Origin of the sequence: Massilia aurea, assembly GCF_024753205.1 — a bacterium.
Classification (GTDB): domain Bacteria; phylum Pseudomonadota; class Gammaproteobacteria; order Burkholderiales; family Burkholderiaceae_D; genus Telluria; species Telluria aurea.
On record NZ_JANUGZ010000008.1, the window covers coordinates 29,913 to 53,741 of the forward strand.

Below are 23,829 nucleotides of genomic sequence, written 5' to 3' on the forward strand. Positions count from 1 at the left end.
TTCAGGTCCCGTCGACCATCAAGCGTTGGATCGGAAGGGTAATGTCGGTGTTCTTCACTCCGTCGGGTAGCACCACGTAGCCGAACTCCTCGGGCCCGCGGGCTGCGTACTCCAGGTCCGGGTCCGTCTTGCTGAGCGCGCGTTCGAGAGCGGACAGGCCGATGACAATCGGCGAGACCCAATTGCTACGCACGAACGACCACAGCATCGGCAGTTGAGATGCCAGGAGGTCAGGCGGCAGCTCCGTCGTTTCAAGCTCATCCCAGCAGCTCAGCACGATGGTTAAGCGCGGCTTTCGAAGCGGACGGTCTAAGTGGAAATGCGCCAGGTAGAGCAGCATTTGAAGTAGCTCCACTGTCCTTGCTTGGTCCGACGGCTCGTATCCGGATTGCTCATCTTGGGGCGCGGCCGCAGCAAATGACTGCAGCGGCCGCGAGAACAGGTCGTCTTCGGACCGAAGCGAATGCAGTCTGATGAGCAAAACCCAGTCCGTGGCTTCGAGCACGCGCTCGCGCCAAGCAGCTGGGATCCGGCGCTGCGTGACAAGGTTGCGAACCTGTTCGCCGCCATAGTCCGGCCAAACCAGTTCGGCGTAGCGGCCGGCCTCGTCAGTAATGGGCCAGACGCTCTCGACGTAGACGTTGGCAGGCGTGTGGTCGGTTGACTTTCCCTCAGTCAGGCAGCTGAGAGCTGTAGTGAACGCCTCCAGATTCGTTGGAGCACCCGACATCTTGAGCGCACACCCCTTAACCATGAGCCGCTTCAAAAACTGGGCCCCAAAGTGAGTTTTCCCGGCGTTCGACTCGCCGACCAACAAGATGGTGCGTTGAGAAGTCACCAACTATCTCCTACCAAATCGAAAAAGGGGGTCGTGAGCAGACGCTTCTGTCGTGGGCAAATCCACCACAGCACGCTTGGTGCAAAGAATCCAGGCAAATAGCTCGCGGAAACCGTGTGCAGCGTCGACCTCGCCACGGGAGTAAACGCTGACTGTGAACTCTGGGACGCTTGATGAGACCGACGCAACCGCTTTTCTGATCTGCGTCTCCATGGCTGGCGCCACGTCTACGTCCCCCTTGGTCCACACGAGTGCCAGACGCCGTCCTCGGGCCTCGGCTACTGCACGCTGAGCAAGCAGCTGAAAATCGTTTCTAGCGGTCCCCATCTTAGAGCTAGCAAGTGCCTGACGGTCAGCAATCAGCAGCGTGACGTCTGCGTGCCGGGCAATCCAACGAGCCCCTTCCGCGTCGGGAGCCTGCTCGTTGATCGCCCATTTCTGAAACCACTCTCCAGGCGCATCGGCAAAAAGAAGGTCACGCAGGGATCCATCCTCACGACGAAAGCCGAGGTGAAGCATGCCCGGTGCCCGAGCCGCTCCGCTGGGGGTGTGGGGCGGAAAGCGCGGGGGTTGCCCCGGCTTCCAGCGCAGACATGTTGCTACAGCCTCCCAACCCGCCAGCGTGTATGAGTTGCTAAAAGGATTGGCGTTAGTAGTCAACGCACCTCGACCCAGCAGCAGATAGAAGACACCCAAGATGGTCGTCTTACCTGAGCTTTCCGGGCCGACGATACAGACAGTGATGGGCTTGACCTTGCCGCTGACGAAGTTGAGGTCAGACTCTCCCATCGCCAAGCCGTTCCATGGAAGCAGCATTTGGTCAGAGTCAGACGGGGGGGGGACGACGCTGTTGCTGACGTGCTTCCACTCGGGGCACATATCGAGCCGAATGTGGCCTAGCGAGCAGGTAGTGTTGTCGTCAGCGAAGCAGTTGGGATGGGGGCATCTGTCCATGGGCGTTACTTCTTTTTGGCCCGCTTGGTTGGGCTTTCGCTGGTGGCGCGTGCGGCTTGGAGCTCGCGGAAAAGGTACGTTCCCCACTCGGACGGAGTCATCTTGGTGGAAGCGTCCACGCCACCGAAGGCGCGCAGGGTTGTCGCTTCAATTGCGCCCGAATCCTTCGGGTGCCCAATCAACGACAGTAGCGGGCCTCTGCCAAGTGGTGCAGGCGCGTACTGAGCAGCCAGTGCACGGAAAGGTTGCATAACCGCAGTACTCCTGGCCTCACGTAAAAGGTCAGCGACGTCACGCCTGCCACTCCCTTGATCATCTCCTTCAACCGGAAGACAGCGAATGGCTTCCCGCAGAAAGGCCGACACGCTCGCTGGTGAATAGGTTGGTACCCGTTCGTGTAGGTCGAGGGCCATCAAAGCAGAGGCCTCGAACCGCGGCAGGTCAAGGTAGCTCGCATGAGCGCTCGGCGAATACAGCGCTTCCTTCCACCAAAGCAGGTTCGTACGGCGCTGCAGGCCCGCCGTCGCACCGCTGAAGCTGGCTAACGCCTTGTCAACGTGAGCGGTGACCGCCTTCGCAAGCGTAGACAGCGGGCCAGAGAGATCGACGGGTGCTGGCGCAAGCTCCTTAGCCATCCCGTTCAATGCCTCTGCTATGGCGATGCTCATCCTGTCGGAAAAATCTTGCGCCCACGGCTGGGGATTGTTCGGGAAGTGATAACGATTCGGATTGTTGGTCCCCCATGGCCCCGCAGCGGAAAAGATTTTTGCCTGAAGCTCACTGCGATCGACAGTAGGTGCCTCATAGTCCACAGACACTGGGGCCGGTAGCGTGTACTTCAACGGCTCGAGCGTAATCATCTCCGGCGTTGCCCACTCTGCCTCGGCGCGTGCATCAACCTTCGTTTCAATTTCGCTAACTGCTTCGCGCCAAATCTCGGCCTCGTCGGCCGTCTCGGAGTGGGCCAAAGCATTACGCGCCGAATTAACGAAACCGACGGCGATCGCATCGTCCGAACGAGCTGCCTGTACGATCGCGTCTAGCAGGATAGCGCGCAAGACGCCAACAGGTCGCCCGGAAAACGCGTTTGCTACAGTCTCCCATTGCTTGCGGAGGGATGTCATTGCCTCTTCTACGGTTGGATCCGTAGCCGAAATATTGGGATCGGCTGCCACCATCGTGAAGCTAGCGGTCTTTGAAGGTGCCTTTTGCAAAGTAATTGACAGGTCTTTGGCCGTGGACCGAAGCCTACCGAGTTTGGAATCATCGCCTTTAAGGTCGATAGCTCCAATCTCAAGAAACCTTAACAGAAATTCCTGTTCCATCCACTAGCCTCCCGAACTTTGCTGTTATGCGCAATATCATACGTGATTTTTGCACTATACATCCTTCATATACATTGTTCGCCCCTATGCTTAAGCCAGAGCTCCGCGACCGAGGTCGCCGAACAAGGAAACTTGGACCGCTTCCCGCGCAAGCACTCACATGGGCTTGCCCGTCCATAACTTGCCGGGTAAAGCTATGTCTCAGCGAGAAGTCGTTTAAGATTCTCTTTTGCGCGTGCCATGCTCATTTGATCAGCCCATCTGTACAATTTTACTGTGCGCCGATCGTTTCGACGCCACTTCTACTTTCAGGCATTTTACTTGCTGTGCCATTTGGAGGTTGACTATCGCGATTTTCTTCACTTCGTTTTCCCTTGCCAGCGGCAGAGCACGTAGATCCTTGATCTGCCGCTTCAACGCGTCATTCTCCGATCGTCTGGCGGTAAACTCCGACCTAATATCCTCCTTTTGCAGTTTCCGAATATGTTCAGCAAGTTGGGGATAGCGATTGTGAATGGTCGCATTGCTAACTCCCGCCTCTGCGGCGACCGCTGCAATACTGAACTTGCGGTCGGCAGCAATGCGCTTTTGCTTTCCATGGCGGATGCGGGTAATTGCGAGCTTGATTTCCCGCTCAGTATTTGCCGGCATCTTCGGTCTCCTTGAAATCGTATGGCTTGAACGGTTCACCAAGCTCAACCAGCACTGCTTCGGCTTCGCGGATTTGCTTCTTGGCCCTTTCCATAGAGGGAGTGCCCAAGTTCTGTCGCATTAGCGAACGTCGGAGGGCCAGTCGGATAAGCTACGGTGCCCTAACTTGGATGAATCGACATGCTCAACTTCAAAGGTATGCGCTTTCCGATTGACGTGATCTTGGTCTGCGTCCGCTGGTATGCGGCCTATCCGCTGAGCTACCCGCACCTCGAGCAGATGATGGAAGAGCGTGGCGTGTCGGTCCACCATTCCTCGATCAACCGGTGGGCGATTCGTTTTCTGCCTCTCATCGAGAAGATGGCCCGGAAACACAAGCGCCCAGTCGGGGGCAGCTGGCACATGGATGAGACGTACATCAAGGTTAAGGGCGTCTGGAAATAACTCTACCGCGCTGTCGACAAGCACGGCAAGACCGCCGACTTCCTGCTGACAGCGAAGCGCGACATAGTCGCGGCGAAGCGCTTCTTCGACAAGGCCATTGAAGCGAATGGGGATCCGAACAAGGTCGCGATGGACAAGAGCGGCGCCAACAAGGCGGCCATTGATGCGATCAACACCGGCCGCGACGCGCCAATCCTTGTGCGCCAGGTTAAATACCTCAACAACATCGTCGAGCAGGACCATCGCGCCATCAAGCGTGTGACCAAGCCGATGCTCAACTTCAAATCGTTTCGGGCTGCCGGCTCAGTACTCGCCGGCATTGAGTTGATGCACATGATACGCAAGGGCCAGTTCGCGATCGACGGCGTTGATGCAATGTCATTCGCCGAACAATTTTCCGCGTTGGCAGGGATGGTCCGTCCAGTTTGAGCGGTACAGTACCATTTCAACGAAATACCGCCGCTTAATCAACAACGCGACAGAACCCCATTTCGTAACGGTGTCCCATGCCTGATTCTGGCTGCTCACGTCCGCATGGTCGGCCATGCCTTGGCGTGCTGTCCAGACCTGAGCGCGCAAGCCCTCGAGAACTTCCTGCAGTACGTGCTGTCCTCGGTAGTATTCAACGGTCGCGTTGTTACTGTGCAGACTTCGGCGGACGGCAAGACGCACGACAGCGATGCTCGAGGCAATCCAGGCGTATGCCCTTTTTATGACTCTATTCGGCCAGCTTTGGGCTGGCATCTTGGGACCGGTACGAAAAATAGCCTGTAGAGGTTATTGCACCTCATAAGCCTTTTACGTGACTTACAATCGGACGCCCGCAACCGTATGTTGCTCATTTCTTTGATCGACGCATGAAAATCAGAGTTGAAATGTAGTACTCAGCTGCGTCAGCTAACCTCACGAACACTTCCACCTGGACCCATCTCCAGGCGAATACTAATGCCCTCTTCCTTTTTCCCTGCTCGCGTCTCAAATGGATAGCCTCTCTCAGCAGGTCGGTTGGCCCAACGCTCATAGGTTCCGTTCGAATAATTGAACAACAGCAGTGCATCTGGAGTGGCAGTCAAAGCGCGTGCTATTACAATATCACTAGGGTGTGTGTCATGACGCTCACCATCCGTCGTAAATAAATGAGCGTTCATGCGCCCAGCCGCTGCAAAGTTCGCCGGCGGTGACCCTAAGTGACGATCTGGACGACACAAAGCCTCAAGCAGAGGCGCCTCGGTCTGGAAAACCCTTCCGCGGTAGAAGTGATCGATTTTGCAGCCGGGGCCGACCTCGACCACCAACGAATCGTCCTCGGTAGTACGGAGCTTGTCGATGCCGCCGAAAATCGCGGTTAAATGGGCGGCTGCGGCACGATTAAAGAATCGCCCTTCGGTCCGAAGCGACTGTTCGAACTGCCGCCACACCTCTCGCCAAGCGCGAGTGTTGGTATCCACTTCGGAATAATGGGCCTCTGGCGAGAACGGGGTTTCCTCGCCCATCTCGTCAGATTCCCGGCTCGAATGCTTTTCGGCTAGGATTTCTTGGATAACGCGCGCAGCATCCGAGGGGAAACCGCCTGCATTCTCGATCGCGTCGGCAGTCGCCAGACCATCGCGGTAGAACTCGTAGCGTGATTCCCGATCCGCCATGAGCATTTGCTGGACGTCGTCCGGATTCGGGTTTGTGAGGTAGAAGTGTTGTTCGAACGCGGTCTCGATGCATTCAGCGACATCACCAATGCTGTAGGTGTTCACTATCTCGTTGCAATACGAACACTGAACCGGATCACCGTCGTTCTGAATTTCCTTCGACAGGTAGGCCTCGTCCACGCATACATAGCAAATCCGCATTTGCCGCAGCTCGTCGATATCGTCAGAGTTCATTACCGTTCCTTTATATATATTTGCAAGCATAGGAGTGGCTTAGCGGATACGTTGATAGGAAACGGTTTCCACCAGCTCACCGCCGCGCAGGAGCAACAATACTTCTTGTACCTAGTAGCGATACACGCTACAATTAATCTATGATAAAGACCTTTAGACACAAGGGCCTGCAGCGGTTCTTTGAGACAGGGAGCAAGGCTGGAATCCAAGCGGCACATGCGACAAGATTGCGTCTACAGTTGGCCGCTCTCGACCAAGCAATCCGGCCAGAGGATTTGTCGGCTCCGTCGTGGGGTTTGCATCCGTTGAAGGGTGCCCTGAAAGGACATTGGGCAATCACGGTCAACGGAAACTGGCGAATGATTTTCGCATTTGAAGGTAGTGATGCGATTCTCGTTGACTATCTTGATTATCACTGACAACAGAGGGACATTATGACTCGTATGCACAATCCTCCCCATCCTGGCGAAGTTCTTCGGGAGTACCTGGGGGACATGACCGTGACAGAGGCGGCTTCTCGACTCGGTGTCGGCCGTGTGACACTTCAGCGCGTCGTGACTGGTGCAGCCGGTGTTTCGCCAGACATGGCATATCGCCTTGGCGCAGCCTTCGGGACTAGCCCCGAGCTTTGGGCAGGCATGCAACTTCAGTACGATCTGCATCAAGCTGGAAAGGCCAAACGGCCAGCTATTGAACGTATCGCCGCGTAGAGCGGAAAACAACCTGGTGCCGCACGGCGCCCCCGATCCGGCCGGATGCCGTTGATTGAGAGAAAAGTATGCGCAAACAGTACACGGACGAGCAGATCCGTCAGTCGATTAACAAACATAGTAACGGGAATCCGAACGACGTGTTCTACGTGGTTTGTCAAGAAATCCTGGGGTACACCCCGCTCGGCGGCTTCATCTTCGACATGAGTGAATTTGATGAGTTCGAGCGTCGCTACAAGCAAGTCGTTGCCGGAAAAGCCAGCAGCGGTCCAGCGGATTCGATCGACAACGGTGGTCAAAACGAAGTCGACATCTATTCGCAACTCGTCGCACTGGTCCGGGCAGGCAAGCCTATTTATGTCAACGGTCAGTTGAACGAGCAACAAACCACGCTGCACATGTCGGTCATCCGGCGTCTTCGTGAAGAAACCGGAATGTCAGTGCAGGTTGTGTATAACTAACTCAGCGGAAAAATCTTATGACAGAGCATAAGCGCTCTCCGGAGGTCGAGGCCCGAATTCAGCGTCTTCTTAATTCGATTAAGGGTGCAGCGGCAGCATCTAGCGTTCAGATGGCTTGGTCAAATATTTCAGCTGCAGTCCAAGCAGCAGAGCAGGCCGAGACGAGTCCGTGGAAAATCGATCCGTTAACAGCTAAAGAGGTTAAAAAATTTGATGACGGTTCAATTCGTGTCCCTCAACTCGGACATTGGCTTTACATCAATAAAAACGGTGCATTTGGAATCTTGGATCTTTGGTCACAGGATTTTGTCGTCGTAAAGGCTGGCGCGGACGGTGTCGCATTTTATAAACCGATTTGATAGGAGAACTGCCTAGATGAGCCTGTCCATGAAGCGTGTGATGCAGCGCCTAAGCGATGGTGAGTTCCGTGCAGCAGACGGCTCTTTATCCATGAAGCGCGAGTTCTGCGAGACTCCGCAAGGCAATCCGATGGCTGGGCGTTGGGTAGTTCGCGACAGCACTGGCACTTTGGTTGACTTCGACCAGTATGCGAACGACTTGGCCGAGCGTCACGGCCTCGCGCTCTTTGACCAAGGAAAACCGCGCATAGAAGCATCCAAGGCCCGCATGACAGGCCTGGCCCATTGAAAGTCGGCATGGTGCCGGCGAACGAGGAAAATCATGAAGCTACAAATTGTTCAGTTCAACTGGAATCGGGGTGGAGGGAGCGCGACGATCCACCTCGAAGGTCCAGCACCGGAAAGCGCGCTTAATCCACCTCAGTACTTCGCAGTGCACGTGGGTTTTCATACTCGCCGAACAAGCGACCTGCAGCCTCACCCGGATCAAGAATCGATCCTTATTCCTGGTCAGAGCGACAGGTGGTTGGTGGTGGGTTTCTTCTGGACGCAGCCGGTCAATATCCCAAGGGACTGTATCCACCCCGATACGCAAAGCTATCGTCGTCAAGTTTCCGATCTACTAGCCAATATGGTCGCTAACGCCGAGCTAGAAAATTTAGACGCGCGTGTTCCGACTGTAATCTGCACCTAGGAAAAGTGATGAATTTGAGCTTTGAAACCGCTGACCAGCGTGAAGTTTCGTTGAATGTTCGTGCTATAGACGGACCTCGACCAGCCGGCGTCGCCCCGGTGTATGAAATCTTGGATGAGAGTGGTAAGCCGACCGTCCTCAGTTTCGATATAACGGTGGACAAAAGCCGTGCTATCGGCATGTACGATTGTGTTCAGATCGAGAATGGCGATGTCTTTGCTTACCGCTGGCTCACTAAAGAGCGCAGCGTAAAGCTTGGCAAGCTTGTCTAGGGCTAATCTCGGAAAACGCCTAGCAGTACCAATGGCGCGCTCGACGCGGCGATGTCATTGAAAGGGAAGGTACAGTGCCTGCCCCGCAACCATGAGAACACTATGACCAAGACCGCAAAAAGTAACTTGTCCGACGTAGGGACCACTGGCCACGCTGGTGTGATCGTCAGCCCGAACCAATCCGGCGTTGTGGGTGCGCACCGTCTACTACTCGGCGCGACCCGCAAAGGAATGAGTGTCGGTCCAGTCTTGCAGCAGGTACTCGACCTGGCCCGTAAGGCAAAGCGCTAAGGCAGAGGAAAAACTGTGGGCAATGCTGTCGAGGCCTGGACCGGGTGCAGAGAAGGACACGAGGCGCGGTGCAAGAACGGCCGCTGCGATGCTCTGGAAACCGTCTCTTCCACGCTACGATTTAGGCGCATCAGACAAGCCTACGGCGACCTACCGGAACATGAGATTTTTATGTACGTATTAGCGGATGAGTGCGGTCCGAACTGCACACATCGGAAGGTTTAGGTATGGGCTACAAACACTCTATTGACCCCTGTGTGGCGTTACTGAAGCGATCGGAGCGCAAAGCTATAGGGTACGGCTTCCTGGCCTTGTTCCTGCTGGTCCTGGCCTTTCTGGTGGCTGGCATCGATAGCGACGGTGCCGGGCAATTCTCGGCCCTGGTTGAACCAGTGCGGTCTACGGTTGGCCTCTTCCTTCTATCTGGGAGCGGGCTTTCGATCCTGGCCGCAATCTGGTTGATCGGCCGCTATGTGTACTTCGTCAAATGGCCTGAACGTTCTGAGTGAGCGCCAAATGAAAGGCAATGAAAGAAATTAAGATCGTTCCGCCACTGCGGACAGTGACCGAAGCTGGCATGCCAGCGGTGGTCGAGTATTTCCGGCTGCTCGATCCGATCGATAAGTTCCGCGGAACAGTCGAGACAAACGAACATGGCGCGGAACGGGACGTGCTTTGGGGCTCTGGTGGCATCGCACGCGATCTCCCGGAAGGCTACAACTTGACCCGAGATTCTGCAGGGTTCATGGAGCTGCGGGATCGGTACCTTCGAAGCTAGGAAAACGCGCACAGCAGCATCCACGGCCCGCATGACGGGCCGGACGCAATGAGAGCGCCGGCATGGTGCCAATCCCGAAACCCTGGAAAGAGCTTATGAGCGCAGACCAACAAGTTACTTTGACCATCACGATTGATGAAGCTGTTGCGCTCCAGCTGGCGCAATTTGCGAAGCGGTCGACCCTCGATACCTTTGCTCAATTCGTTGAGCCTCATCTTTCCCACGAGCAGGCCGAGGAACGCGCCTACCAAATGCAAGCTGGCGTCATGGCCGTGGGAAAAGCCCTGGCTGATGCTGGCTTCGCACCACGTTAGATCAGAGGAAAACACATGAGCACAGTTACTTTAGAGCTGGCTGTACAAGATGCCAGTTCGTTGCCGTCGTCATTGATCGGTGCATTTGGCAGTGGCGCAGCCACCCCGCACATTGCCGAAAAAGTTTGTTCCGATCTCGAATGGCCACAGATTGAGCATTACCTGGACTGCTACCGCATTCCATACAAATTCGCTAAACCGACTGGCGCGATCTTGCGCTCGATGCACGGCGCCGACTGGTGAAGGAAAAATCATGGATGCAGCCGTATGGGGTTTCATTGGAACTGTGGTCGGCGCGCTTGTCAGCGTTACGACAACGATGATCTCTGCAAGGAACACTGAAAAACTTCATCGACGGACAGCAGAACACGACCTCAGAATCAGAGAGCAGCAGTTCCAGCGTGAGAACCTGCTCCAGCTACAGGGTGAAATCAACAGTCTAGTTCGTATGGTATCGATGACGTTCCTGGCAAATTGGCCGGCACTTGAAGTACACCGTCCTGATGAAGAAATTATGAGGCAGACGTTCAGGAACGTAGCCTTGTTAGCGTCCCGAGTGGCAGACGAATCTTTACGTTCTCAAATCGCGACGTTTACATCTAACGGTGCGGCGACAGTAAATGCTCGCGACGCCGAACGTGCCAGTGACCTACATAATTTGGTTGTTGATACTGGCCTGCGTCTTCAGGAGGAGATTGGAGCGGCGATTAGGCAGCTTGGACAAGCTCCCAGCGTGCAATAACGGTCAGCTATACAAACACATCGCACCGGGCCGCTAACCCTTGTGCACAGGCGGCGGGGGAGCCCGGTTACGGTCAGCACGCGCTTTCAGCGCATGACCATGGAAAACCCGCACAGCAGCATCCATGGCCCGCATGACGGGCCTGGCGCATTGAGAGCTGGCACGGTGCCGGCGAACGAGGAAAATGATGAGCACTACTTCTGCTACCTGGCCGACGGCGCCGGGTTGGTATTGGGCCTACGGCCGCATCGCCGGCATGCCTGAGGCTGCGCTGATGTCGGCACGTGCTCTGCTGGAAGGCGACAAGCTGATCGTCTACGTCGGCGAGGCGATGACGCATCGACTGTCGTTTCCTGATCCCGAACTGCCCCTGCAATTCAAGCCGGCTGTACTGCCAGAGTTCTAAAGGAAAACTGACCCATGAACAAAATTCCATTCAACCTGGTCGCGTTCACCAACGGCGGCAAGCAACGGATCAAAGAGCCGGCTACAACGCCTGCTACTTCGGCGGCGCCGCCCGCACGAGCTGCCCGTATGGCGAGGATGATGCACAGATGCGGCAAGCGTGGATTGAAGGCTGGCAGGAAGCCGATGCCGATTGCTGGGCATCTGCCAACGCTGCCTGACCCGAGGAAAACACCATGAGCAAGTTTGTCACCTTCGACGCGGTATCTGTTGATATTAATCCCTTGCTTTCGCTCTTCATGATGCAAGGTCAAGGCTCCGCTTCGACTACCTCACGTGCGATTCGCGCCAGCGATGTAACCTCTTACGAATCCGTCGCATCGTATGAGCTATCTGGCAGCCCACATACCCGCCTGACTCTGAGCAGTGGCGAGGTCATGTATGTCAAACAGCATGTGACGACTGTTGCTGAATTGCTCCGCACCAGTGATTAGCCCAAGGAAAACATGACGCGCAAATTCGATAAGAACCAAGCTATCGCACGGGGCCGTGAGGTTTTGCTCGCAAGGCTCAAGGTCGAACTGAAGCACGGTGAAGATGACGCCTCGACCAAACAGTTTCTTGACGCTGAGGCAGTCGTTGATCAGTACCTGGAAGCAGTAGAGGAGAAGACAGCCACGCTACCGACTTCGGATGAGTTAGCGTTTGCTTGTGCCATCCTACTCGTGCCGACGCAGGCCGTTGAAAAGCGAGAGATGGATCTGCTAGGTCAACTTTGCGCGTCGGCAGTTGGAGTCGATATGTACGCGATCGCGCCTCAAATCAAAGAGATGAAGTCACGGGCCATAGCGCGGCTCGAAAAGATGGCGGGGCAGCACGAGGCGCCGGAAGTTGGCTCATTGATTGACGATGTGCCGTTCTAGGGAAACAGCGCTCCGGCGCCCGTTACCCGGCCGGCCGCTGGGCGAGGAAATGACCATGAGCAAAGACCGGTATCTGGGCCGCTTGATTCGTGCCTACCCAGCAACTGCCAAGGCACAATTACATCGGACACCGCCAGCAGTTGAGGCCCAAGCAGGTGCGGAAGCGGTCTTAGCCGCCTTTCGCACTGCGACGGATCATCCAATGGGAAAGGCCATGACTCTTGCGGTGTTGCTTGATGGGGATGAGTGCGGCGAACGTCCGCTCGATTCAACTACGCGCGCGAATGCTGCGCAACTCTTTGAAACGATTTTCAGGGCTTTGGCTAGTGCCTGAACCCCAAGGAAAACGGGTTCGCTAAGAAAATGTAAGAAATTGTTTCAAATCAGAAAGATTGATGAGACTGCTTCCTATACCTGAGACAACCAAGCCGGTTGGAACTTAAGCAAGGAGTCTCAAATGAACGGAATCTGGAAATTGTGGGCAGTAGCCGTGCTCGTGATGTTAATTCTCTCTCACTGTCACTAAGGTGGCATACCGCCCTGGCTTCGCTGGGGCGGTTGCAAAGGAAAATATGATGTCGATCTTAACGGAAATGCTGTTGTTGTGTGACGGTGGCATGAAATGCCCACGATCACAGGCATTCAATCAGGACACCGCCAAGGACGCCAACTTGGTTCTACCACCAGTCTTCGCAGCAATGCATCGACACAGGGATGGGTATGAGCGGCGCACAAAGGTTATTGCCCAGACTGCGCCGCCGCTCGACGCTTGGGATAACGAGGAAAACGCGCCATGGCCGAAATCACTAAACAGCACCTGCTCGACCTCATCGATGCGTACGCGCGGCAGAAGGCGCTGCACTCGTTCTTGGAGGCGTCGCGTGTCGCAACTACGAGGACAGGTCGTGGCCCGGCCCGCAGCGAAGTTCGAGCGCTGGACGAAGCCACGGAGTACCGGACTGCAATCAAAAGCGCTGTAGATGCATTGCCGATCTAAAGAAAAACGCAGGTAAAGTAAAACGCGCCCTGTTGGCGCCCGCAAGCTGGCCGGCAGCTAGTATAGGAAATGTGATGGAAGCGCGCCAAGACTTACGCAGTCAACCTCTGAGCTTAGACCAGGTTCTAGCTGTCTGGCTTCCCCGCCGGGTCAGTGCCATCGAGGGAACGCTATCGGTCTTGAATTTGTGTGAGAAATTCAACGACTCGACGCCCATTAGCATTAGCATTGCTGGTAAGCCAGCAATGGATCTTAGCTTGTCAACTTTCGCAGACCCGTTGATCGACATCGGTTTTCTTCATGCCAGGGCGCTCTTAGAGTTCTTAGGTCTAGGCGCAAGAAAAGGGAAACTGGTACAGCTTACCAAGCGCAACTCCAGCGATATCGCTATCGAACATTATTCGATCAATGGCAAAAGCTTGTCGATGGTTTCGCCAACTGACGTTTTCGGTGCTATCAATATGCCTCAACCCGTTATCGAATGGTCACTGGTCAATATCATCGAGACGGCGAACAAACTTATCGCGCATGTGACAACTGGCGAAGTGCTTGCGATGGCAATGTATCAACAGGTTCGTATCGGTCTTGAAAGTATTCCGGTGCTACTTCAGGACCATCTTTATGCAAAGTTTGAGCCTGCGCAAGAGCAGCCGGAACTTAAATTTGAACGCTACGCCTGCAACTCTAAACGATAGGAAAACACATGCAAGCGCAAGAAGACCAACAAGAATCAGGCTCTGCCCACGAAGAGCGAGAGCGAACGAATCCTGCTAAACGTTTGATCCACATACTAAGCTTAACCTCACGCATGCCTGATCAAGCACCGATGCTCGAAGTTTGGGGCAGTGTCTTTGGCATAGCTGCAGATGACGCTCACGCAGATCCCCATGCCATCAGTAGCAGACTAAATCTGGTACGTAACGAGGTGTTATTGCTGCGAAAGCTAATGTCGGCAACAAGTTTTTCAAGTGATCTGTATGAACCGGCATTAATGGCAGTTCTCAATGTCATTTCGGTAGCAAATCTATCTTCCGGCTGGGGCAACTTTAGGCCCAACCTTGCTGAACATCAAATGCTCGCCCTTCGCTGGTGCACGCAAGCCATCGAAAGTGAAGATGCGCTATCCCATGAAGAGCTCCAGCGACTAATGGATGCTCTGACCGCTTTTCGTAAAACTGTCGAAGACGATGACCTTCCAGAGCCTGTACGTGTGTTTGTCCTACACCAAGTAGATCTGATTGTGCGCGGCATTGATGATTATCCCATTCGCGGACGTCAAGCGATGCGTGAAGCAGCGAAGCAAGCCGCTGCCGAAGTGATTGACAGCCATGATGATGTCGCTGAGGCTGCACCAGTTGCGTTACGCGAAAAATTGGCTAGCTATTGGCGCGTGAGTTTAGGTGCAGCTGAAGGCAGCCAGAAAATGGTGAAGCTCGTGACGGGCATTGCCGAGGCGGTACCAAAGTTGGTTAGCGCAATGCATGCCGCTTCTAACTCGCTGGAATAAATAGGAAAATAGCGTATAAACAGTTTATTAGGAACGACATGGAATACGACTTTGAATCGCATGAACTGCTGCAAGAGGCCGTGGACGAGGGCGTGATCGAGGAGAAGTCCACAGCACATGGGGTCGCGTTGGCGTGTATCGATCAAGGCTACAGCGCTCTTACCGAAAAGCAGAAAGCGGTCTACGATCTGCAGGTTGTTCCTCATCTGACAAAGATTATCGAACGTCGCGAGGTTCAGGACCGCACGCGCGGCATGCCCGATTGACCATCTAAGCAACGACTAGCAGCGGAAAACCCGCACAGCAGCACCCACGGCCAGCATGACTGGCCTAGTGCGTTGAGAGCTGGCACGGTGCCGGCGAACGAGGAAAAGTTAGTTGATCGGCCGGTGTGGATTTCGGAGAGTCTTCTCCTATACATCGTCAACTATCATGTTCGCCTTCGCCGCGCTTGACGCGGCTGCGGCACTGGAAGGGCGGCGCAGTGCCGGCCCGTGAAAGGGACTAAAAATGAAAATTATCCAGATCATGCCAGCAGTGGACTGGTACTTCAAACACGACGCAACAGTATGGCACCTTGCTGCATTTGGCCTCACCGATGAAGGTAAAACCTACGGGCTGGTCGGAGCTGGTGACGATGGCACCCTCAAACCAGTTCCTGTCATGACAAAAGGCGCGTATCTCCATCGTCTGCAGCTTACAGAAGACGAGATCAAGGCCGCCGACAAGAAGCGCTAGGAAAACAACCTGGTGCCGATCGGCACCCCGACCCGGCCGGTAGCCGATCTAAGGAAGTACGACATGGCACGCACCACAACAAAGGCGCAACTCCTGGCTCTCCTGCACGATTTGCCGGATACCGCAGAGATTTTCGTGATGGGCACGAAAGCAAGCGTTCAAAAGGCTGTTAACGCGGCGAGCAACACACAAGACGAAGATGTTTTTATGAAAATCGCGTCGACCAATGTCTTACGTGAAGCGAACAGCGTGAGCTTAATCATTCACGTCGACTAATCGAAAACTTTCTTCGCTTGGCGGTGTTTGCATCCCCATGGCCCGCACGACGGGCCTGGTGCATTGAGAGCTGGCACGGTGCCGGCGACGAGGAAAAAACATTAATGGATACGTCAGAATCAAATGTGGGCCGGATTGCAGCGCTAGTGCGTTCGATCGTTGAAGAGGTCAGTCCCTCGATCTGGAACCCCAACGGCCTTTTCCCTGGAGGTTGGTGCGACGACTGTTCGAGGGTATTGGGCGCGCTACTCAAGGAATCAGGGGAAAACGGATTCGAACTTGTAGTTGGGAGCCGTGGCGAACATCTTGAAAAATCTCATATCTGGTTGCGGCGCGGTGACCTAATAGTCGACATAACCGCGGACCAGTTTCCGGAGGAAGGTACTGCACCTGTTATGGTTACAACGAGCCACGTTTGGCACGATGGGTGGACGCAGTACTGTGTAGAGCTAGGTGAAATAGACAGCAATCGCGTAGAAGGTAAGTTGTACGACGCAATCAAGAACACTGAGGCTTGGCGCCTTAAGCACGCTGCCTAGTCGAGGAAAACATCATGGGACAAGATCACCGTAGCCAGGCCCTGAAAGACCTCGGTATTCGCACTTGGCGCGGCGCTGCCATGTTTGGCCTACAGGTCTTTGGAGCCCTGTTGCCTGTGCTGGTTGGGGTCAAACTTGTCGGCGGCATGCTTGGGATCACGTCGGTTTCCGACAAGTCGTGGTGGTGGGTACCGGTCTCGGCAATTGCCCCGGCCTTCGGCATGTTCGTCGCCGTGTCACTGATCGCTGAGGTTCAAAAGCTGGGCAACCGATAGGACGGAAAACACGATGCTGATAATTGGGCTGTCCCGCACCTGGGATCGAGTGTGGCGCGCTAATAAAGTCCGCCACAAACTAATAAAGTTCGCCACAAAACAATAAAGTCTGCCTCAACAACCTGTCTACCAGCCCACCGGCGGCTTGTCCAGGTTGCAACAAGCTCGTACACTGAGCCCCCAACGTCCGCTATCGGCCCAGGCTGTGTAAAAACGTAGCCTCGTGTAAACGGACGTGGCTCGGTAAACGTTAAGCCAGTATCTCATCAAGACAGATGCAAAATGAAGCGCTTTATTGAAGGCGAGGATCGTGGCCAAGGCACGCTGTTGCCTGAACTCTTGGACGACTACGTGGCCGAAGATAATCCAGTGCGGGTGGTCGATGTATTCGTGGACGAACTTGACCTTGGCATCCTGGGCTTCACTCGGGTGCAACCAGCAAAGACGGGCCGGCCCGCTTACCATCCCGCCGTTCTTCTTAAACTTTACATTTATGGCTACCTTAACCGCATCCAATCGAGCCGTCGGCTCGAGCGCGAAGCGCAGCGTAATGTCGAGCTGATGTGGTTGACGCAACGCTTGGCGCCGGACTTCAAGACGATCGCGAACTTCCGTAAAGATAATGGCAAAGCGATCCGCAATGTGTGCCGGCAGTTTGTCGTTCTGTGCCAGCAACTGGACCTGTTCTCGGACGCGGTTGTGGCGATCGACGGCAGCAAGTTCAAGCAGTCAACAGCAGCGATCGCAACTTTACTCAAGCAAAGCTCAAGCGCCGGATGGAAGAAATCGAGGCCAATATCGGCCGCTATTTGGCGGAACTGGACACGGCTGACAGGCAGGAGCCGGCGGTAAAGCAAGCGCGCAGCGCCCGACTGAACGAGAAGATCTCAGCGATGAAATTGCAGATGGCCGCGCTTAGAGAAATTGAAGCGAGGCTGGAGGAGACTGGCGAAACGCAGATCTCGCTGACCGATCCAGATGCTCGTTCCATGATGACGCGGGGCTCAGGCATCGTCGGCTACAACGTGCAAACCGCAGTCGACGCCAAGCACCATTTGATCGTCGAACACGAGGTAACCAACATCGGCAACGACCGCGATCAGCTGTCGCGAATGGCAAAGAAGGCTCGCACCGCAATCGGGACAGAGTCGCTGACTGCAATTGCTGATCGCGGCTACTTCAAGGGCGAGGAAATTTTGGCGTGCAAGCAAGCCGGGATTGCCGTGCTGGTGCCGGCTACCAGGACATCCAACGCCAAGGCCGACGGCAGATTCGACAAATCAGATTTCGTCTATGACCGGGAGAAGAACGAGTATCGTTGCCCGGCGGGTCAGGCACTGATCTGGCGTTTCGCCGGCGTTGAAAAAGGCATGACGCTCAACCGTTATTGGAGCTCGAATTGCAAGACCTGCCCGCTCAAGGACAGGTGCACGCCTAGCCAACAGCGCCGGGTGACGCGCTGGGAGCACCAGGACGTGCTCGACGACATGCAGGAGCAGCTTGGACGGAGCCCAGATGCCATGCGGATCCGGCGTTGCTCAGTCGAGCATCCATTCGGGACCATCAAGTCCTGGATGGGGGCAACGCACTTCCTGACAAAAGGACTGGAACGCGTGAAGACCGAAATGAGCCTGCACGTGCTCGCCTATAACGTCAAACGGTTGATGTCGCTGCTTGGGGTCGCTGGCATGATGGAAGCGATTAGGGCGTATGCCTTTTTATTGGACCTGCAACGCGTATTTGGAGCGATTACCTTGCTGATCCGGTCAGTAACCTCAAAAACACGGCATTGCTCCCTGAGTTTCTTAAAGCGCCGTACCAAATGCATCGGCGGGTATAGTTCTCCTGCCAAGGCCTACTTCTAAGTTTTTACACAGCCTGGGCCAAAAGCGGTCATTCCCCTTTTCCCAACAGAATCGATATGAAGGAACTGATGAAGTTTTTCGTAAGTCTTTTCGTTTTCTGCTTGGCCGGAACAACCAATGCCGACACACAATGTGCTTTGAGTTCAAGTGCCAGTATCGAGTCTTGCGTTGCTGAAAATTTCAAACAGGCAGATCGGGAACTGAATGTCGTCTATCGTCAAACCATTGATCAGGTCGTGGGTTCGTACAAGGCAGCACCGGAACTACGTACTGAACTGCTTTCCAAGTTGAAGTCCGCTCAGATTGCATGGATTAAGTTCCGTGATGCAAACTGCGCAGTTTTCGCGTTTGAGATAGAAGAGAGTAAGACCGCATACACGATGGCGCTTAACCAATGCAAAACGACAATGACGAAGGATCGCATCGGGCAGCTTCTCAACGGGTTCCCGAACGTCTAAGCTGGCTCAAGCGAACCATAAAAAGCATGTAGGCCTCCTGTTGCCGGAGCTAGCCGGGTCGTAGAGAGCAGATCTGCATTGTCTTCTTTGGGTCGAGACCGGCCTTTCAACTGGCCGACGTGGCTAGCCGGTAACCGCACGACATGTGGCAACTTTGCTGCGCAAGCCGTGGCATTTTTGCTTCAACGGACGGTAGCGCTCCATAAACCTGTCGCATCAGGAGCGCCGGCGCTGCGGGCCACAAGCTCTCGGAAGCAACGTTGTTAGATCGCTATAGGCCCGGATCATGGAAGGGATTTTCAATCTGCGATCCCGATCTCATACTTTTACTTCCGAAAACTAGAAGTAAAACGGGCACTTTACTGCGGCATGAACTACATTTGTTAGACCGTGCCGGTTTCGGCTCGATAGCAGGCGCGATGTCTGGTGCTACGACGCCTGATGGCGCTCTGCGATAGCCAGGCGTTTTGAAGCGCGTCTTGATCACGCGGCCGTTAGTAGGGCGCAATCGCGGGGCGTAAGGAATGGAAGCTGCTTGCCGCGCGGCTCCTGCTACAGGCGGACGACTTCCCACCTGCCCAGTGGCATACTGGCCTCCAGCTTCTTAAACCTCGCTTCGTGCACGGCGAAGCAGAGCAGGTGAGTAGGCCTTGAGAACCCTACATAGACCATTTTGGCTGACTGCACAACTAGGTTGTGCGGCTTGACGGACAGGGGGTCGCCTTGCAGCTGTTCCGCGAGACGTTCGGATTCGTAATTGCCGCCGCCGCCCCGTTCGTAAAACGACTCCATGTATAGCGTTGCCGCATGCGTTTCCCCCTTTACCCGGTGCACCGAGGCAATCTCTACTGTGACTCCGTCGTGCTTGAAAAAGTTGGCTGCTTCGCTGCCGGTTTTCATTGCTATTGCCGGCATGCCTTCGTTCCGGGTTGATATGAACGCGGAACTCCTGTCCACCTTACCGCCAAACTGCCGCAGGAACTCGGGCAGGGCGGCTTGGATCTTCCTCAGCACCGCTATGCCCTGTCCCCCCAAGACGTCGGCGCACCACTCGTACACCTGCGCTTGGTAAGTCGGCCAATAGTCGTGCTTGTCCTCCCGTAGGAATGTCAGCATCCTCGCTCTCGAGTACGGCATCCCCTCTGGATTGAAAAGGGCCTCCTCCCTCAGAATGCGCAGCAGGGCGTTGCAAATGCTGCTCTCGATCGACGACATGGTGCGGTCTTCCTTATCGTAGTATTCAAGGTGGCTCGCTAGATCAGAGTAGTCAGGCTTCTGCTGCTGTTCTTCCTTTGAAAAGCCCGGGTAGTAGTCGCAGAGCCGTACTTTTCCGTCCCCCTTCTGTGTTGCCCAAGCGATGGCTTTGTATTTGTTTTTCCGGCTGTCCGGAATCTCTCCGGAGTCGAGCAGCGTTCGGATGAGGGACGCGAACGTGGCGACTACCTGCTCCTTCGTCGTGTCGGAGTACACGATGAGTCTGGGCTTGACGGATACGGGAAGGCCGTTGGCTCGCATTTGTCTCCCGTCGATCTTCAGCGGGGAGACCGCGAACGGGCTGACTATCCCCGCGACCATCGGACTCAGCCGGTAGCTCCCGTTGAGCTGTAGTACCGTCGCCCGGTCCTTCCAGAAAGCGTGCGCCGAGGCGTCCCTACCTTCGAAAATGGCTTGGTTCTTGTCGCCGATCCGCTGGTAGGTACTCCGTGAGCAAGGGTTTGCCATAAAGGCCTCTTCGAGCAGGTCATGCTGGTGTTGTTCCATGTCCTGCATCTCGTCAACGAACACGTAAGTGAACCTTCTCTGGAGAAGCTCACCTGCGAGCGGATTCTTCCGTAGGGACAGGCTTGCGAGGAAGTACGCATCGTCGTAGCACAGGTATCCGGCCTTCAGTATCTGGGCCTTGAACGCGGACACCCAAGATCCCACGCGCGCCCTTTCGGCTTCATTCCAGTCGGCGTAGTTCTGTGGCTTGGTGTTGCCCCGTGGCTTGCTAAAGTCGATGGCTTTGCCGCCATAGCCGTCCGTGAGGACGGCCTTACCGTTTTCCATACTCCATCTGATGGCTTTTTTCGATGCCATAAGGTAGCGCCTGGCGTTCCTGTTTTCCTCATCGGTGAAGTCCCTGATCTTGAAAGGCGGACACGAGAATCTCTGATCATAGATACCGTCCTCTATTCTAAGCGGTGCCTTATTGAAGCGGTTAGCGTAGTAAGGCACGGCGAGGAATTCGTTCACGAACGACTGGATTGTACCGACGAAGTTCGGGTACCTGAATAGGTTGGAGCAGCGGGAACCAATCTTATCCCTTATCTCGTCGATAGCGGCGTTGGTGTGGGAAATGACGAGGACGCCTGCACCGTCGGCGAAGGGAAGGTGGCGGTCAAGGATCAGCAGCTTCGCGAGTAGCGCTGTCGTCTTGCCGCTGCCGGGTACGGCCTGGAGGTCGATGGTGTCCAGGTTTCTGATGAATTCGCGGCGCTCGCTATCGAATGATTCACCGGCCGGAAGGAGGATGCTCTCGGCGTAGGCGATGTCCTCGTCCGTAACGCTAAACGCCGCAGGCATATTTAATTGCGTTCACGAGGTATTCGACGTGCTTGTCGCCCGCGACCTTCAACCTATCAATTTCGCCCTTCGCTATCGCTTGAGCCAGCCGGCTCGCGATTTCGGTCTTCTTCAGCGACTGGCTCTCCAGTTTTTTGGTGAGGGTCGCGTCGAAGTCGGTCCACTCGGTGCCGCTGTGAACGGCTTTCGCTATCTCTTGAAATTTCGGTCCGAACGCGGCGGATTTCGATAGGCAGTATTCCAGAGTCCACTGCGGCGCAATAAAGGACTTAACACACTGGCCGTCGTACTTGACTCTTTTGGCGGCGATGGCAGCCGCGAGCATCGCTTTGTCTCCCTTAATCGCGCCGTCCTCGTTGTCCGGAGAAACGTCCGAATCCGTAATTACTGCCACCGGCTTGGGGAAATCGGGCTTGGCCTTGCGCTTGAAGATATTGGCGTACCGGATGAAGGCAAGACTGTTAACGTTGATAACAGCGATTCCCTTCTGGGTCAGGTTATATCCAAGGAACTTGGCGAATTCAGGCACGAGCAGCTCTTCCGACCATCCCTCAACCAGGATCACTCCTTTCGAGAAAAACAGGTTAGCTTTCGTGACGTCGAGGAACCGTTGGAGGAACACGTAGTCGTCGGTTGCTAGCTCTGTGTGCGCGGGGCCCATCGGGAATGCTTTGCCTTCGCTGCATATAACCAGATCCTTCAGTTCTACTTTCGATCCGATATTCGGGCTGTGCGTAGTCAGAATGAGCTGTACATTTGCCTGCTTCTGGAGCATTTCGACGGCCTGCATCTGGACCTGAGGATGCAGATGCGCCTCCAGTTCTTCCACCAACCCCAGGCGTATCCCGGTCCATCCGCTCTTGTTTAGGTGAAGTAACTCGGACGCCATGAAAAGGCGGTTGAGCGTGCCCAGCCCGGGCTTCGTTTCGCCAGAGATCGAAAGCTCCAGTTTCTCTAGAAGGTTCCTGAGCTGGCCGCGCTCCGTGACCGCAAGCCCGGTTTTCTTGCCCGGTTCGTAGAGTGCCGCGATATAGCCATCAATGTCGTCTTTCAGAGACTTGCCGAGCTGGTCCGGAATCGTTGCCCCCGCATGGTCCTTTCCGTCGAAATAGCCTTCGATCGAGCCGTTAAAGCCCGCGAGCTGCTTCATCAGCACGTGGCCGATACCCTTGTTCTTGAACGCTTCGTGCCCGACGAGAATCTGCGAGAGCCTGGAGTTCTTCCTGGCCACCAGTTCGTCTTCCGCGTCGCGCAGCGGCTTCAGGTATGTAACCTTGAGGTACTCCTTGGCTTCAGGGCTGAGCGCCTTGCCTTCGGCGTCTGCGCCAGCGCGTACCTCGTATGGCAGGACATGACCGGTAAGCGGGTTCTTCTTCGCGTCGAGGATAAGGCGGAGATAGGGCAGGGGCGCCGACACGCCACGCTCCCAGCAGAGGAACTCGGTGAAGTTCTTCGCTTCCGGCGGTCCGAGGCCGGACAGTATTACCTCGATCCTCATCCTGCACTGCGTGTGGTGGAAGTCATCCTCGCCGACGCGGGCCCAGTCGTAGCTGTGCGTCTTGAGAACGAGGCGGATGGCGTCGATGATGGCAGACTTGCCCGAGTCGTTTTCGCCGATCAGTACATTGAGGCCTTCGTTCAGGCAAAGGTCGAGGTGCGGCGTCCCCACCGCAAACGCTGCGCGCGTCCCGAACTTGCGGAAGTTCCACAGCTTGATATTAGAAAGGTGCATGTTGAAAATTTCCGTAAGGACTCTATTTTCATCAGGCATTGTATGCGAAATAAGCTAGACGCAGGCTAGGCCAGTGGCCTCACCGCTCCGTTCGCGCCTTTTAGCTAATGGTCGCTTGCTCTAAGCGAGTGATGTCCTCAGCGTCCATGCACTTGGAAGTGAATTTGTTAGATATCTGCCGAGTAGGATATCTAACAACTTTACTTCCAAAAAAGTACCAAATTTACTTCCAAGGGCTCCACACCCAAGAAAGCTCCAAATTACAGATCGAAACTCCAAGGGTTACGGTTCTGCCCTTCAATGATAATTGGTATTATCATCGAAGCGCATTTTGACAATTTTATACAATTCGGTGTACCTGGCTGTTCCTGCGTTGGAGCGTCACCAATCGGAAGGGCGCTTGGCCGGCGGCGATGGGGAGAGGGGGCTGCACTTCAACGGCCCCCCCGAGCCCAGCCGGGCTACTTTGGTCGCACAAACGCAGAGGCTAACCCCGCAATTGAGCCAATAGCGAGCAGGATTTTTTCGGCGAGGTTCGGCTGCCCAATGAGGGCGCATGTCAGAACAGTTGCTAGTGTGAGTGTTAAGACAAACGCTAACACAAGCAAGGCGTGGCTATGGGCACGCTCAGGTTCTGGTTTTGATGAGGGCAGGCGGCGCCGAGCGGCGCGAGTGCGGGGAGATTTGAGGCGGGATCGTGGTCTACGTCGGGGCCCATCGCCGTCGCCATCACCATCACCATCACCATCATCGTCGCCTCCAGAATTGCCTGGCGCTGCACCATCAGCTCCGGCCGACGTTATCGAACCACAGTCGCCGTTTCCAGAATCCGCCTGTAC

General features: G+C 55.2%; 33 protein-coding genes and 2 pseudogenes. 27 read left to right on the plus strand and 8 right to left on the minus strand.

Annotation, left to right across the window (positions count from 1 at the left end; translation table 11 throughout):
- Position 1 precedes the first annotated feature (1 nt).
- The 4 genes from NX775_RS23055 to NX775_RS23070 form a co-directional block, all read right to left on the minus strand.
- The gene (locus NX775_RS23055; RefSeq protein ID WP_258838108.1) at positions 2-838 is read right to left on the minus strand and encodes a TRAFAC clade GTPase domain-containing protein; all 837 of its coding nucleotides are present in this window, start codon (positions 836-838) and stop codon (positions 2-4) included.
- A 3-nt stretch (positions 839-841) separates the two neighbouring features.
- The gene (locus NX775_RS23060; protein WP_258838109.1) at positions 842-1,654 is read right to left on the minus strand and encodes a TRAFAC clade GTPase domain-containing protein; all 813 of its coding nucleotides are present in this window, start codon (positions 1,652-1,654) and stop codon (positions 842-844) included.
- 143 nt (positions 1,655-1,797) lie between these two features.
- Positions 1,798-3,117 carry a GTPase-associated system all-helical protein GASH gene (locus tag NX775_RS23065; protein ID WP_258838110.1) on the minus strand — a complete coding sequence of 440 codons (1,320 nt, stop codon included), beginning with the start codon at positions 3,115-3,117 and terminating at the stop codon, positions 1,798-1,800.
- Between the two features lie 252 nt (positions 3,118-3,369).
- Positions 3,370-3,768: a hypothetical protein gene (locus NX775_RS23070; protein ID WP_258838111.1), complete on the minus strand. Its 399-nt coding sequence runs from the start codon at positions 3,766-3,768 to the stop codon at positions 3,370-3,372.
- A gap of 180 nt (positions 3,769-3,948) precedes the next feature.
- Here NX775_RS23070 and NX775_RS23075 point away from each other — a divergent pair.
- Positions 3,949-4,641, plus strand: a pseudogene (locus tag NX775_RS23075) (IS6 family transposase).
- A gap of 464 nt (positions 4,642-5,105) precedes the next feature.
- Here the strand turns inward: NX775_RS23075 and NX775_RS23080 are convergent.
- Positions 5,106-6,089 carry a hypothetical protein gene (locus tag NX775_RS23080; protein WP_258838112.1) on the minus strand — a complete coding sequence of 328 codons (984 nt, stop codon included), beginning with the start codon at positions 6,087-6,089 and terminating at the stop codon, positions 5,106-5,108.
- A 140-nt stretch (positions 6,090-6,229) separates the two neighbouring features.
- Between NX775_RS23080 and NX775_RS23085 the strand changes: the two genes are divergently transcribed.
- From NX775_RS23085 to NX775_RS23210, 26 genes and pseudogenes are all read left to right on the plus strand, one after another.
- Positions 6,230-6,508 carry a type II toxin-antitoxin system RelE/ParE family toxin gene (locus NX775_RS23085; RefSeq protein WP_258838113.1) on the plus strand — a complete coding sequence of 93 codons (279 nt, stop codon included), beginning with the start codon at positions 6,230-6,232 and terminating at the stop codon, positions 6,506-6,508.
- A 15-nt stretch (positions 6,509-6,523) separates the two neighbouring features.
- Positions 6,524-6,799, plus strand: a complete 276-nt coding sequence (locus NX775_RS23090) for a HigA family addiction module antitoxin (RefSeq protein ID WP_258838114.1) — start codon at positions 6,524-6,526, stop codon at positions 6,797-6,799.
- A gap of 68 nt (positions 6,800-6,867) precedes the next feature.
- Positions 6,868-7,260 carry a hypothetical protein gene (locus NX775_RS23095; protein ID WP_258838115.1) on the plus strand — a complete coding sequence of 131 codons (393 nt, stop codon included), beginning with the start codon at positions 6,868-6,870 and terminating at the stop codon, positions 7,258-7,260.
- A 17-nt stretch (positions 7,261-7,277) separates the two neighbouring features.
- Positions 7,278-7,619, plus strand: coding sequence for a hypothetical protein (locus NX775_RS23100; RefSeq protein ID WP_258838116.1), 342 nt, complete (start codon positions 7,278-7,280; stop codon positions 7,617-7,619).
- 16 nt (positions 7,620-7,635) lie between these two features.
- The gene (locus NX775_RS23105; protein ID WP_258838117.1) at positions 7,636-7,908 is read left to right on the plus strand and encodes a putative molybdenum carrier protein; all 273 of its coding nucleotides are present in this window, start codon (positions 7,636-7,638) and stop codon (positions 7,906-7,908) included.
- A gap of 33 nt (positions 7,909-7,941) precedes the next feature.
- The gene (locus NX775_RS23110; protein WP_258838118.1) at positions 7,942-8,313 is read left to right on the plus strand and encodes a hypothetical protein; all 372 of its coding nucleotides are present in this window, start codon (positions 7,942-7,944) and stop codon (positions 8,311-8,313) included.
- A gap of 8 nt (positions 8,314-8,321) precedes the next feature.
- A complete protein-coding gene (locus NX775_RS23115; RefSeq protein ID WP_258838119.1) occupies positions 8,322-8,585 on the plus strand; it encodes a hypothetical protein in 264 nt (87 codons plus the stop codon).
- Positions 8,586-9,103: 518 nt separating this feature from the next.
- A complete protein-coding gene (locus tag NX775_RS23120; protein WP_258838120.1) occupies positions 9,104-9,385 on the plus strand; it encodes a hypothetical protein in 282 nt (93 codons plus the stop codon).
- 17 nt (positions 9,386-9,402) lie between these two features.
- On the plus strand, positions 9,403-9,654 hold the full coding sequence (locus NX775_RS23125; RefSeq protein ID WP_258838121.1) for a hypothetical protein: 252 nt from the start codon (positions 9,403-9,405) through the stop codon (positions 9,652-9,654).
- Positions 9,655-9,749: 95 nt separating this feature from the next.
- Positions 9,750-9,968, plus strand: a complete 219-nt coding sequence (locus NX775_RS23130) for a DUF7706 family protein (RefSeq protein WP_258838122.1) — start codon at positions 9,750-9,752, stop codon at positions 9,966-9,968.
- A gap of 15 nt (positions 9,969-9,983) precedes the next feature.
- On the plus strand, positions 9,984-10,211 hold the full coding sequence (locus NX775_RS23135; protein ID WP_258838123.1) for a hypothetical protein: 228 nt from the start codon (positions 9,984-9,986) through the stop codon (positions 10,209-10,211).
- A gap of 10 nt (positions 10,212-10,221) precedes the next feature.
- The gene (locus NX775_RS23140; protein ID WP_258838124.1) at positions 10,222-10,710 is read left to right on the plus strand and encodes a hypothetical protein; all 489 of its coding nucleotides are present in this window, start codon (positions 10,222-10,224) and stop codon (positions 10,708-10,710) included.
- Between the two features lie 184 nt (positions 10,711-10,894).
- Positions 10,895-11,116, plus strand: a complete 222-nt coding sequence (locus NX775_RS23145; protein ID WP_258838125.1) for a hypothetical protein — start codon at positions 10,895-10,897, stop codon at positions 11,114-11,116.
- Between the two features lie 28 nt (positions 11,117-11,144).
- On the plus strand, positions 11,145-11,336 hold the full coding sequence (locus NX775_RS23150; protein ID WP_370660616.1) for a ribosome modulation factor: 192 nt from the start codon (positions 11,145-11,147) through the stop codon (positions 11,334-11,336).
- Between the two features lie 15 nt (positions 11,337-11,351).
- Positions 11,352-11,609, plus strand: a complete 258-nt coding sequence (locus tag NX775_RS23155; protein ID WP_258838127.1) for a hypothetical protein — start codon at positions 11,352-11,354, stop codon at positions 11,607-11,609.
- A 12-nt stretch (positions 11,610-11,621) separates the two neighbouring features.
- Positions 11,622-12,038, plus strand: a complete 417-nt coding sequence (locus NX775_RS23160) for a hypothetical protein (protein WP_258838128.1) — start codon at positions 11,622-11,624, stop codon at positions 12,036-12,038.
- Between the two features lie 55 nt (positions 12,039-12,093).
- Positions 12,094-12,372: a hypothetical protein gene (locus NX775_RS23165; protein WP_258838129.1), complete on the plus strand. Its 279-nt coding sequence runs from the start codon at positions 12,094-12,096 to the stop codon at positions 12,370-12,372.
- 459 nt (positions 12,373-12,831) lie between these two features.
- Complete coding sequence (locus NX775_RS23170) at positions 12,832-13,035, plus strand: hypothetical protein (protein WP_258838130.1); 204 nt, start codon at positions 12,832-12,834, stop codon at positions 13,033-13,035.
- A 74-nt stretch (positions 13,036-13,109) separates the two neighbouring features.
- Complete coding sequence (locus tag NX775_RS23175) at positions 13,110-13,730, plus strand: hypothetical protein (RefSeq protein WP_258838131.1); 621 nt, start codon at positions 13,110-13,112, stop codon at positions 13,728-13,730.
- A gap of 8 nt (positions 13,731-13,738) precedes the next feature.
- On the plus strand, positions 13,739-14,542 hold the full coding sequence (locus tag NX775_RS23180; protein WP_258838132.1) for a hypothetical protein: 804 nt from the start codon (positions 13,739-13,741) through the stop codon (positions 14,540-14,542).
- A 38-nt stretch (positions 14,543-14,580) separates the two neighbouring features.
- Positions 14,581-14,808: a hypothetical protein gene (locus NX775_RS23185; RefSeq protein ID WP_258838133.1), complete on the plus strand. Its 228-nt coding sequence runs from the start codon at positions 14,581-14,583 to the stop codon at positions 14,806-14,808.
- A gap of 244 nt (positions 14,809-15,052) precedes the next feature.
- Positions 15,053-15,280, plus strand: a complete 228-nt coding sequence (locus NX775_RS23190; protein ID WP_258838134.1) for a hypothetical protein — start codon at positions 15,053-15,055, stop codon at positions 15,278-15,280.
- A 63-nt stretch (positions 15,281-15,343) separates the two neighbouring features.
- On the plus strand, positions 15,344-15,556 hold the full coding sequence (locus tag NX775_RS23195) for a hypothetical protein (RefSeq protein ID WP_258838135.1): 213 nt from the start codon (positions 15,344-15,346) through the stop codon (positions 15,554-15,556).
- Positions 15,557-16,109: 553 nt separating this feature from the next.
- Entirely contained in the window at positions 16,110-16,370 is a 261-nt protein-coding gene (locus NX775_RS23200; protein ID WP_258838136.1) for a hypothetical protein, read from the plus strand.
- Between the two features lie 282 nt (positions 16,371-16,652).
- A pseudogene (locus tag NX775_RS23205) lies at positions 16,653-18,079 on the plus strand (IS1182 family transposase); the annotation flags it as partial.
- 212 nt (positions 18,080-18,291) lie between these two features.
- Complete coding sequence (locus tag NX775_RS23210; RefSeq protein ID WP_258838137.1) at positions 18,292-18,693, plus strand: lysozyme inhibitor LprI family protein; 402 nt, start codon at positions 18,292-18,294, stop codon at positions 18,691-18,693.
- Between the two features lie 552 nt (positions 18,694-19,245).
- Here NX775_RS23210 and NX775_RS23215 read toward each other — a convergent pair.
- The 3 genes from NX775_RS23215 to NX775_RS23225 all read right to left on the minus strand — a co-directional run bounded on the left by NX775_RS23215 (position 19,246) and on the right by NX775_RS23225 (position 23,774).
- Complete coding sequence (locus tag NX775_RS23215) at positions 19,246-21,258, minus strand: UvrD-helicase domain-containing protein (RefSeq protein ID WP_258838138.1); 2,013 nt, start codon at positions 21,256-21,258, stop codon at positions 19,246-19,248.
- Positions 21,242-22,990 carry an ATP-dependent nuclease gene (locus tag NX775_RS23220; protein ID WP_258838139.1) on the minus strand — a complete coding sequence of 583 codons (1,749 nt, stop codon included), beginning with the start codon at positions 22,988-22,990 and terminating at the stop codon, positions 21,242-21,244. Before NX775_RS23220 ends, NX775_RS23215 begins: the two co-directional genes overlap by 17 nt.
- A 595-nt stretch (positions 22,991-23,585) precedes the next feature.
- Complete coding sequence (locus NX775_RS23225) at positions 23,586-23,774, minus strand: hypothetical protein (RefSeq protein ID WP_258838140.1); 189 nt, start codon at positions 23,772-23,774, stop codon at positions 23,586-23,588.
- Positions 23,775-23,829 lie beyond the last annotated feature (55 nt).

Excerpts from the sequence above, each read along its gene's own strand:
- NX775_RS23060 (WP_258838109.1), bottom strand. The coding sequence starts at position 1,654 with ATGCTGCTTCCATGGAACGGCTTGGCGATGGGAGAGTCTGACCTCAAC.
- NX775_RS23065 (WP_258838110.1), bottom strand. The coding sequence starts at position 3,117 with ATGGAACAGGAATTTCTGTTAAGGTTTCTTGAGATTGGAGCTATCGAC.
- NX775_RS23070 (WP_258838111.1), bottom strand. The coding sequence starts at position 3,768 with ATGCCGGCAAATACTGAGCGGGAAATCAAGCTCGCAATTACCCGCATC.
- NX775_RS23080 (WP_258838112.1), bottom strand. The coding sequence starts at position 6,089 with ATGAACTCTGACGATATCGACGAGCTGCGGCAAATGCGGATTTGCTAT.
- NX775_RS23085 (WP_258838113.1), top strand. The coding sequence starts at position 6,230 with ATGATAAAGACCTTTAGACACAAGGGCCTGCAGCGGTTCTTTGAGACA.
- NX775_RS23090 (WP_258838114.1), top strand. The coding sequence starts at position 6,524 with ATGACTCGTATGCACAATCCTCCCCATCCTGGCGAAGTTCTTCGGGAG.
- NX775_RS23095 (WP_258838115.1), top strand. The coding sequence starts at position 6,868 with ATGCGCAAACAGTACACGGACGAGCAGATCCGTCAGTCGATTAACAAA.
- NX775_RS23100 (WP_258838116.1), top strand. The coding sequence starts at position 7,278 with ATGACAGAGCATAAGCGCTCTCCGGAGGTCGAGGCCCGAATTCAGCGT.
- NX775_RS23105 (WP_258838117.1), top strand. The coding sequence starts at position 7,636 with ATGAGCCTGTCCATGAAGCGTGTGATGCAGCGCCTAAGCGATGGTGAG.
- NX775_RS23110 (WP_258838118.1), top strand. The coding sequence starts at position 7,942 with ATGAAGCTACAAATTGTTCAGTTCAACTGGAATCGGGGTGGAGGGAGC.
- NX775_RS23115 (WP_258838119.1), top strand. The coding sequence starts at position 8,322 with ATGAATTTGAGCTTTGAAACCGCTGACCAGCGTGAAGTTTCGTTGAAT.
- NX775_RS23120 (WP_258838120.1), top strand. The coding sequence starts at position 9,104 with ATGGGCTACAAACACTCTATTGACCCCTGTGTGGCGTTACTGAAGCGA.
- NX775_RS23125 (WP_258838121.1), top strand. The coding sequence starts at position 9,403 with ATGAAAGAAATTAAGATCGTTCCGCCACTGCGGACAGTGACCGAAGCT.
- NX775_RS23130 (WP_258838122.1), top strand. The coding sequence starts at position 9,750 with ATGAGCGCAGACCAACAAGTTACTTTGACCATCACGATTGATGAAGCT.
- NX775_RS23135 (WP_258838123.1), top strand. The coding sequence starts at position 9,984 with ATGAGCACAGTTACTTTAGAGCTGGCTGTACAAGATGCCAGTTCGTTG.
- NX775_RS23140 (WP_258838124.1), top strand. The coding sequence starts at position 10,222 with ATGGATGCAGCCGTATGGGGTTTCATTGGAACTGTGGTCGGCGCGCTT.
- NX775_RS23145 (WP_258838125.1), top strand. The coding sequence starts at position 10,895 with ATGATGAGCACTACTTCTGCTACCTGGCCGACGGCGCCGGGTTGGTAT.
- NX775_RS23155 (WP_258838127.1), top strand. The coding sequence starts at position 11,352 with ATGAGCAAGTTTGTCACCTTCGACGCGGTATCTGTTGATATTAATCCC.
- NX775_RS23160 (WP_258838128.1), top strand. The coding sequence starts at position 11,622 with ATGACGCGCAAATTCGATAAGAACCAAGCTATCGCACGGGGCCGTGAG.
- NX775_RS23165 (WP_258838129.1), top strand. The coding sequence starts at position 12,094 with ATGAGCAAAGACCGGTATCTGGGCCGCTTGATTCGTGCCTACCCAGCA.
- NX775_RS23170 (WP_258838130.1), top strand. The coding sequence starts at position 12,832 with ATGGCCGAAATCACTAAACAGCACCTGCTCGACCTCATCGATGCGTAC.
- NX775_RS23175 (WP_258838131.1), top strand. The coding sequence starts at position 13,110 with ATGGAAGCGCGCCAAGACTTACGCAGTCAACCTCTGAGCTTAGACCAG.
- NX775_RS23180 (WP_258838132.1), top strand. The coding sequence starts at position 13,739 with ATGCAAGCGCAAGAAGACCAACAAGAATCAGGCTCTGCCCACGAAGAG.
- NX775_RS23185 (WP_258838133.1), top strand. The coding sequence starts at position 14,581 with ATGGAATACGACTTTGAATCGCATGAACTGCTGCAAGAGGCCGTGGAC.
- NX775_RS23190 (WP_258838134.1), top strand. The coding sequence starts at position 15,053 with ATGAAAATTATCCAGATCATGCCAGCAGTGGACTGGTACTTCAAACAC.
- NX775_RS23195 (WP_258838135.1), top strand. The coding sequence starts at position 15,344 with ATGGCACGCACCACAACAAAGGCGCAACTCCTGGCTCTCCTGCACGAT.
- NX775_RS23200 (WP_258838136.1), top strand. The coding sequence starts at position 16,110 with ATGGGACAAGATCACCGTAGCCAGGCCCTGAAAGACCTCGGTATTCGC.
- NX775_RS23210 (WP_258838137.1), top strand. The coding sequence starts at position 18,292 with ATGAAGGAACTGATGAAGTTTTTCGTAAGTCTTTTCGTTTTCTGCTTG.
- NX775_RS23215 (WP_258838138.1), bottom strand. The coding sequence starts at position 21,258 with ATGCCTGCGGCGTTTAGCGTTACGGACGAGGACATCGCCTACGCCGAG.
- NX775_RS23220 (WP_258838139.1), bottom strand. The coding sequence starts at position 22,990 with ATGCACCTTTCTAATATCAAGCTGTGGAACTTCCGCAAGTTCGGGACG.
- NX775_RS23225 (WP_258838140.1), bottom strand. The coding sequence starts at position 23,774 with ATGGTGCAGCGCCAGGCAATTCTGGAGGCGACGATGATGGTGATGGTG.